The sequence below is a fragment of the Bradyrhizobium genomosp. I (2014) genome (genome assembly GCF_000261685.1).
GTDB lineage: Bacteria > Pseudomonadota > Alphaproteobacteria > Rhizobiales > Xanthobacteraceae > Bradyrhizobium.
On the sequence record NZ_AJQE01000323.1, the window covers coordinates 1 to 7,441 of the forward strand.

Genomic DNA, 7,441 nt, shown 5'->3' on the forward strand with positions numbered 1-7,441 from the left:
GCTACACCACGCCCGGGGACACGATCGGAGATTCGGTAGACGGCCCAAATAACGCGGGTCGTCCATACACCAACGATCACCAACGTCTTCAATGTGAGCGGTCGCTTGAAGATGGTTGCCCATCGCTTCCGCTTACTCAGTTTCGTACGCCGCCGTCCTCGATCGAAATAACCCTCAGTACTCATTTGGGTCTCCTCTTAGCCGACTAGCAAAAGCGCTAGCCCCTTCGGGGCCTTGAGGAAGGGCGAGAACAGTATTCCCTGCATGTACGGGCGAGCGCCCCTTCGGCGCTCGCCCGCCCGATACGCACAGCGCGAACCGGCCAGTTGGTAGGGAGCAATTGCGCGCCCCCCGCGGAGACCCGTTGCCAGGCTCCAATGAGTGAAGGCTATCCCTGCTTTAATTCGACGTATGATACGTGTCTGATTCGCCTCAACCCTACAATGGAAAAAATTCGCTGTCAGCGAATTTTTTTCGCTCCCAGAAAACTCGCGAACCGTTTTCACCCCTAAACTGGGCACGATTTTCGATTGACGTGACGTAGGAGTACCGTAGGAGTACCGGAAGCTGAGCACAGTGCTCGCCCCCGGTGACGCAATCAATTGATAATATTAGGGAAAATGGTCGGAGTGGCAGGATTCGAACCTGCGACCCCTGCGTCCCGAACGCAGTGCTCTACCGGGCTGAGCCACACTCCGACAAGAAGGCGGCTTATAGCGTCGGGTTTGACGCACTGCAAGCGGCCGAGCCGAGGAATTTTGTCCCTGTGAAAACGGGTGTTGAAACGCTGATTTTGCCGGCCGGCGAGGCCGGCGCGGAAGCCGCCGCCCGGCGACTTGCGGCCGGCGGGCTGGTCGCGTTTCCGACCGAGACGGTCTACGGGCTCGGCGCCGACGCCGCCAATGCCACCGCGATCGCCCATCTCTACGCCGCAAAGGGGCGGCCGGCGTTCAATCCGCTGATCGCCCATGTCGCCGACCTCGAGGCCGCGCAGCGGATCGGGCGGTTCGATGCCCGCGCCCTGGAGCTTGCGGAGGCGTTCTGGCCGGGGCCGCTGACGCTGGTGGTGCCGAAGACGGAGGGCTGCCCGGTGGCGGATCTCGCCACCGCCGGCCTCGACACGGTCGCCATCCGCATCCCCGCACATCCGGTGGCGCAGGCGATCCTGCGCGCCTTTGGCGGGGCCGTGGTGGCGCCGTCCGCCAACATCTCCGGCCACGTCTCGCCGACGCTGGCCGCCCATGTCGAGAGCGACTTGTCGGGGCGGATCGACCTGATCGTCGACGGCGGGCCTGTTGCGGTCGGGGTCGAATCGACCATCGTCGGCTGCATCGACGCGCCGATGCTGCTCCGCCCCGGCGGGCTCTCGCGCGAACGGATCGAGGCGGTGCTGGGCGCGCCGCTGGCGAGGCCGCCGGGGGAAGCCGAAAGCGACGACAGCCAGCCGCTGGCGCCGGGCATGCTGGCCTCGCACTACGCGCCGCGCGCCGACGTGCGGCTCCATGCGCGCGAGGTGGCGCCGGGCGAGGCGCTGCTGGCGTTCGGCCCCGAGCGGCTGCCTGGTGTTGACGCCGCCGCCGCCGTCATGAATTTATCCCCCAGCGGTGATCTCGATGAAGCCGCCGCCAATCTGTTCGGCTATCTTCGCAGCCTCGATGCGAAGGGCCCGCGAGGGATCGCGGTGATGCCGATTCCCGAGGAAGGGCTTGGCGAAGCGATCAACGACCGGCTGCGGCGGGCCGCGGTTGCCCGATAAGAAGCTTGAGATAAGAAGCTTGAGAAGAGACACGAGAATGAACGTCAATAAATCCGCCACCCCGCCGCTCGCGCCCGAATTGATCGACCAGTTCCGCAAGATCGTCGGCGACAGGCACGCGATCACCGATGCATCCGATATCGAGGCCTACGTCACCGAGGAGCGCAACCTGTTTCACGGCCGCTCGCCGCTGGTGCTGCGCCCGGGCTCGACCGCGGAGGTCTCCGCAATCTGCAAGCTCGCCTCCGCACACGGAATCGCGCTGGTGCCGCAGGGCGGCAATACCGGGCTCGTCGGCGGGCAGACGCCGCACAATGGCGAGGTGGTGGTGTCGCTGCGCCGGCTCGACAAGATCCGCGAGGTCGACACCGCCTCCAACACCATGACCTGCGAGGCCGGCGTGGTGCTGCAGATCGCGCAAGCGAAGGCGGCCGAGGTCGATCGGCTTTTTCCGCTGTCGCTCGGCGCCGAGGGCAGCTGCACCATCGGCGGCAACCTCTCGACCAATGCCGGCGGCACCGCGGCGCTCGCCTATGGGGTCGCGCGCGAGATGGCGCTGGGCCTGGAGGTGGTGCTCGCCGACGGGCGCGTGCTCAATGCGCTCTCGAAGCTGAAGAAGGACAATACCGGCTACAATTTGCACAACCTCTTCATCGGCGCCGAAGGCACGCTCGGCATCATCACGGCGGCGACCTTGAGGCTGTTTCCGAAGCCGCGGGCGATCGAGACGGCCTTCGTCGGGCTGAAGTCGCCGGCGGCGGCGCTGAAGCTGCTGACGATCGCGCAAGGCGAGGCCGCCAATGCGCTGACGAGCTTCGAGCTGCTGTCGGAGATGGCGGTCGATTTCTCGGTGCGGCACGGCATCGACGTGCGCGACCCGCTTCAAGCGAAGCATCCCTGGTACGTGCTGATGGAATTGTCTGTATCCAGCGAGGATGCCCGCACGCCGCTCGAGACGATCCTCGCCCGCGCCATGGAGGAGGAGATCGTCGACGACGCCGTGATCGCGGCCAACCTCAGCCAGCGCGGTGCGTTCTGGAAGCTGCGCGACGAGATGTCCGCGGCGCAGAAGCCGGAGGGCGGCTCGATCAAGCACGACATCTCCGTGCCGGTCGCCGCCGTGCCCGCCTTCATCGCCGAGGCCGATGAAGCCGTGGTGAAGCTGATCCCCGGTGCGCGGCCGGTGCCGTTCGGCCATCTCGGCGACGGCAATCTGCACTACAATGTCAGCCAGCCGATCGGCGCCGACACCGCGGATTTCCTGGCGCGCTGGCACGAGATGAACGCGGTGGTGTTCGAGATCGTGCTGCGCATGGGCGGCTCGATCTCGGCCGAGCACGGCATCGGCGTGCTCAAGCGCGACGAGCTGCCCGAGGTGAAAGACAAGACCGCGATCGAGCTGATGCGCTCCATCAAGGCGATGCTCGACCCGCTCGGCATCATGAATCCGGGGAAGGTGCTGTGAGCCCCCTTGCGATCGATGCCATCGCCGATGCCGATGTCGAGAAGGTCGTCGCGCTGTGGCAGCGCTGCGGACTGACGCGGCCCTGGAACGACCCGCATGCCGACATCGCGCTGGCGCGGCAACGCGACAACTCGACCGTGCTGCTCGGCCGCGACAATGGCGCGATCGTCGCGAGCGTCATGGTCGGCCATGACGGCCATCGCGGCTGGGTCTATTACGTCGCGGTCGACCCCGACAGCCGGAAGCGCGGCCATGGCCGCGTCATCATGGCTGCGGCAGAGGACTGGCTGCGCGCCGCCGGAATTCCAAAACTGCAGCTCCTGGTCCGCCGCGAGAATGCGCAGGCCAACGCGTTCTACGACTCGCTCGGCTTCGAGGAATCCACCTCCGTGATGTTCCAGAAGTGGCTCGACGGCCGCGCGACCGCGCCAAGCAACTGAGATGCGATCGCGAACGCAGCTGCGCCCCCTCGCCCCGCTTGCGGCAGGGCAATCGCATACGGGAGCGATCTCGCCTGTGGCCATCCTTCGAGACTCCCGCCGTTGGCGGGCCCTCAGGATGAGGACCTGGTGCGCGGCACGCGTTTCAACGGGCACCAACGCTGCTTAGCCTCATCCTGAGGAGACCGCGAAGCGGTCGTCTCGAAGGACGAGGCGCTTGCTAAACTGCCGCTCGGAAGTCATATGCGATTGCCCTCCCGCAAGCGGGGCGAGGTGAAGAAACAGAGAGGCTTCATGACCATTTCCGACCGCGTCCGCATCAAGGACGTCCGCGTGCTCTCTGACGGCTGGACTCCGCTGAAGACCACGACCTTCGACTACCGGCGCGCCAATGGCGAATGGCAGACGCAGCATCGGGAAACCTATGAGCGCGACAACGCCGCTGCCGTGCTGCCTTACAACCTTGCACGGCGCACCGTGATCCTGGTGCGCCAGTTTCGCCTGCCGGCGTTCATCCGCGGCTACGACGATCTCCTGATCGAGGCGGCCGCCGGCGTGCTCGACGATGCCTCCCCCGAGGTGCGCATCCGCGCCGAGGCCGAGGAGGAAACCGGCTATCGCCTGCACCACGTCCACAAGGTGTTCGAGGCCTTCATGAGCCCCGGCGCGATCACCGAGAAGCTGCATTTCTTCATCGCCGAGTACGAGCCTTCGATGCGGGTGAGCGACGGTGGCGGCCTCGAACACGAGGGCGAGGACATCGAGGTGCTGGAGCTCGGCATCGACGAGGCCCTGGCGATGATCGCCGACGGCCGCATCATCGACGCCAAGGCGATCATGCTGCTGCAATATGCGGCGCTGCATGTGTTCAGGTAGATGACGCTCTTCACTCTCCCCTGGAGGGCACTCCCGGGGAGGGTGAAGTCAGTGCGTCACCCGCCAGATCGTGCCGTTGCCGTCCTCCGACACCAGCAGTGATCCATCCTTCGCCACGGCGACACCCACCGGCCTGCCCCACACTTCGGTATCGCTCACCACGAACCCCGTGACGAAGTCCTCGTATTCCCCTGTCGGCTTGCCATCCGTCATCTTGATGCGGATCACCTTGTAGCCGGTGCGCCTGGATCGGTTCCAGGAGCCGTGCTCGGCGGCGAAGGCGTCGCCCTGGTATTCGGACGGAAACTGCGTGCCCTGATAGAAGGTCATGCCGAGCGAGGCCGAGTGCGGCTGGATCAGCACGTCCGGCACCGTCACCTTGTCCTTGAGATCCGGCCGCGCGCCGGCATGGCGCGGGTCTTCGTTACCGCCGATGTAGAACCACGGCCAGCCATAGAAGGCGCCCTCCTTCACGCTGGTCACGTAGTCGGGCACGAGATCGTCGCCGAGACCGTCGCGTTCGTTGGTGGAGCACCAGGGCAGGCCGCTCTGCGGCTGGACCGCGAGACCGACGCAGTTGCGGATGCCGGTGGCGTAGATCTTGCGCTCCCTGCCATCGGGATTGAAGGCCAGCACGGCAGCGCGCTCGGTCTCGCTCGCCCAGGCCGCGCCGAGCGGCTGCGTCTTCGACCACGCCTCCATCCCGCCCGGCGGCGTGCCCATGCCTTCCGCGACATTGCTGAGCGAGCCGACGGACACCAGCATGCGCTTGTTGTCCGGCGTAAAGACGATATCGCGGGTGGAGTGGCCGCCGTCATGCGGCAGGCTTGCCACGATGGTCTCGGCCTTGCCGCGCGCCTTGAGGTCGCCGGCCTGATAGGGAAAGCGGACGACGCTGTCGGTGTTGGCGACGTAGACCCATTGCGGATTGTCGCCGTTCGGAAAGAACCCGATCCCGAACGGTTGCCGCAGGCCGCTGGCGAACACCTCGCTGGTCGCGACCTTGCCGCCCTCGCCGGCGCGCAACACGCGGATGTTGCCGGCGCGCGTCTCAGCGACGAAGACATCGCCGTTCGGCGCCACGCGTATGATGCGCGGCGCACGCAGGCCTTCGGCGAACAGCTCGATCCTGAAGCCGGCCGGCACCTGGGGCAAGGTGTCCTGCGGACGCGGCACCACGCGCGCGGTGCTCGCGACCGACCGCGTGGCGCCGGGCCTGACCAGATCCTGCGGCCGGATCAGCCTGACCGTGCCGGGCTTGTCGGCCTTCCAATCGCCATAGGCGTCCTTGCCCCGTAGCACCGGCTCGGCCCGCGCACTGGTTGCCACCAGCAGCCCCGCGGATAGCGCGACGGACAAAATTCTGCTCTTCACGTTGTCCTCCCGGCCTGCAATCTCGACCATCGACGCCACAGCAGCGGCAGATCGAAGCTCTGCCACATCCCATGTCAGCTGATGCACGCGCGATGTGCATCGGGTGCAACCCATCGTACTGGAAAACACCGCAGATAGGTGCGACACATTGTAAGGGCGGGGACTGCGGTCATCAAAGCTGCGGCATCGCTGTCGCAATTGATGGGATGATCATGTGGGGATCCGTCATATCGGAATGGGCGAGCCTGCTGCTGCGCTGGCTGCACGTGGTGGCCGCGATCGCCTGGATCGGCAGTTCCTTCTATTTCATCGCCCTCGACCTCAGCCTCAGGCCCAAGCGAAACCTGACGGGCGAGCTGACGGGCGACCTGCCTGATGGCGTGCAGGGCGAGGCCTGGCAGGTCCATGGCGGCGGCTTCTACCGGATCATGAAGTACCTGGTGGCGCCGAGCCGCATGCCGGACGAGCTGACCTGGTTCAAATGGGAGGCCTACACCACCTGGCTGTCCGGCTTCGCGCTGATGGTGGTGGTGTACTATCTCGAGGCCGACCTGTTCCTGGTGGACAAATCGATCCTCGACCTCACGCCGGTCCAGGCCGGCCTGTTCAGCCTCGCGAGCCTCGCGCTGGCATGGCTGCTCTATGAAGTCGCCTGCCGCAGCGGGCTTGCGCAGCGCGAGCTGCCCTTTGCCGTCGGCGGCTATCTGTTCCTGGTCGCGCTCACCTACGCGTTCACCCACGTGCTGAGCGGCCGCGGCGCCTTCAACCAGATCGGCGCGATCATCGGCACGATCATGGTCGCCAACGTCTTCGCATTGATCATCCCGAACCAGAAGAAGATCGTCGCCAGCCTCATCGCGGGCCGGGCTCCCGATCCAAGACTCGGCAAGGCGAGCAAGGAGCGCTCGGTCCACAACAACTATCTGACGCTCCCCGTGGTCGTGCTGATGATCAGCAACCACTATCCCCTGCTCTACGCCACGCGCTACAACTGGATCATCGTCGCGATCATCCTGGCGCTGGGGCCGGTGATCCGCCACTTCTTCAACGAGCGACATGCGGGGCGCAGATCGCCGTGGTGGGCGTGGGGCGTGGCGGCAATCGGCGTGGTCGCGATCCTGTTCCTCTCCGCGGCCGGCCCGCGCGAGGTCAAGACCGGCGCGCTGCCGGCGCAGCCGACGCTCGCCGATGTCGAGGAGATCGTGACGTCCCGCTGCAGCATGTGCCACGCGGCCGAGCCGGTCTGGGCCGGCATCGTCACCGCACCGAAGGGCATCCTGCTCGACAAGCCCGAGCACATCCATCGCAACATCCGCCTGATCGGCCGTGTGGCCGCCTGGTCGAATGCCATGCCGCCGGGCAACATCACCGAAATGACCGGCGAGGAGCGCGCCATCCTCGCCGCCTATATCGCGCGGGCGCGCTGACGCTCCCACACGAGGTGCGTCGCGCGGAATGAAATTCCGCATCTGCCGCCGAATTGAAAATGACTTGACCGCCTGTCCGGCGTAGACATGACCGGCGGGCGCC

General features: G+C 66.0%; 7 protein-coding genes and 1 tRNA gene. 5 read left to right on the forward strand and 3 right to left on the reverse strand.

Features of this window, described 5'->3' with window-relative positions:
* A partial coding sequence (locus IC50_RS42820; RefSeq protein ID WP_210161543.1) for a hypothetical protein occupies positions 1-185 on the reverse strand: 185 nt, incomplete at its 3' end.
* Positions 186-621: 436 nt separating this feature from the next.
* Positions 622-698, reverse strand: a tRNA-Pro gene (locus IC50_RS29245).
* Positions 699-766: 68 nt separating this feature from the next.
* On the opposite strand from IC50_RS29245, the gene IC50_RS29250 reads away from it, so the two are divergent.
* The 4 genes from IC50_RS29250 (at position 767) to IC50_RS29265 (ending at position 4,537) form a co-directional block, all read left to right on the forward strand.
* A complete protein-coding gene (locus IC50_RS29250) occupies positions 767-1,756 on the forward strand; it encodes an L-threonylcarbamoyladenylate synthase (protein WP_035712944.1) in 990 nt (329 codons plus the stop codon).
* Between the two features lie 37 nt (positions 1,757-1,793).
* A complete protein-coding gene (locus tag IC50_RS29255; RefSeq protein ID WP_035712947.1) occupies positions 1,794-3,221 on the forward strand; it encodes an FAD-binding oxidoreductase in 1,428 nt (475 codons plus the stop codon).
* Positions 3,218-3,661, forward strand: coding sequence for a GNAT family acetyltransferase (locus tag IC50_RS29260; protein ID WP_035712950.1), 444 nt, complete (start codon positions 3,218-3,220; stop codon positions 3,659-3,661). The genes IC50_RS29255 and IC50_RS29260 overlap by 4 nt, the downstream gene beginning before the upstream one ends.
* A 294-nt stretch (positions 3,662-3,955) precedes the next feature.
* Positions 3,956-4,537, forward strand: coding sequence for a GDP-mannose pyrophosphatase (locus IC50_RS29265; protein WP_035712952.1), 582 nt, complete (start codon positions 3,956-3,958; stop codon positions 4,535-4,537).
* Between the two features lie 48 nt (positions 4,538-4,585).
* Here IC50_RS29265 and IC50_RS29270 read toward each other — a convergent pair whose 3' ends face one another.
* Positions 4,586-5,911, reverse strand: a complete 1,326-nt coding sequence (locus tag IC50_RS29270) for a PQQ-dependent sugar dehydrogenase (protein ID WP_035712955.1) — start codon at positions 5,909-5,911, stop codon at positions 4,586-4,588.
* Positions 5,912-6,123: 212 nt separating this feature from the next.
* Here IC50_RS29270 and IC50_RS29275 point away from each other — a divergent pair, with 212 nt between their 5' ends.
* Positions 6,124-7,338 (forward strand): urate hydroxylase PuuD, encoded by a 1,215-nt coding sequence (locus tag IC50_RS29275; RefSeq protein WP_035712958.1) that lies wholly within the window; start codon positions 6,124-6,126, stop codon positions 7,336-7,338.
* Positions 7,339-7,441: the final 103 nt, after the last annotated feature.